The 550-nt window shown below is 60.4% G+C and carries 1 protein-coding gene; it reads left to right on the forward strand.

All coding sequences use genetic code 11. From position 1 onward, the window contains the following. Positions 1-550, forward strand: a 550-nt coding sequence (locus FUT88_RS24920) for a YncE family protein (protein WP_147219208.1), incomplete at both ends; no start/stop codon positions are given.

Here is a 550-nt window from a genome sequence, read left to right on the forward strand (position 1 = left end):
CCCGGCATGCAGATCTTTTCGCCGGACGGTAAGTACGGCTACGTGTGCTCGTCGTTCAATCCGGAAACGGTGGTGATCTCGACGGCGGATCACAAGATCGTGGGACGCATCAAACAGGAATCGCCGTTCTGCCCCAACATTGCGGCCACGCCGGACGGCAAGCAGGTGTGGTTCACATTGAAGGACATCGGCAAGGTGCAGGTGTTCAGCGCCGAGCCCCCGTTCAACGCGATCACCTCGTTCGACACGGGGCCCATCACCAATCACGTCAACTTCGCGCACAACGCCAAGGGCACGTTCGCCTACGTGACGATCGGCGGCACGAATCAGGTCAAGGTCTTCCGCACCGACAACTTCGAACAGGTCACAACGATTCCGGTCGGCAAACTTCCGCACGGTCTATGGCCTTCAGGGGACGGCACACGCATCTACGTCGGTCTGGAGAATGACGACGCGCTCGCCGTCATCGACACACTGACGAACAAGGTCGTATCGACCATTCCGATCGGCCAGGCACCGCAGGCGCTGACGTACGTGCCGAATGCGGTGC

It is taken from the genome of Ralstonia sp. TCR112 (assembly GCF_007997035.1).
Classification (GTDB): domain Bacteria; phylum Pseudomonadota; class Gammaproteobacteria; order Burkholderiales; family Burkholderiaceae; genus Ralstonia; species Ralstonia edaphi.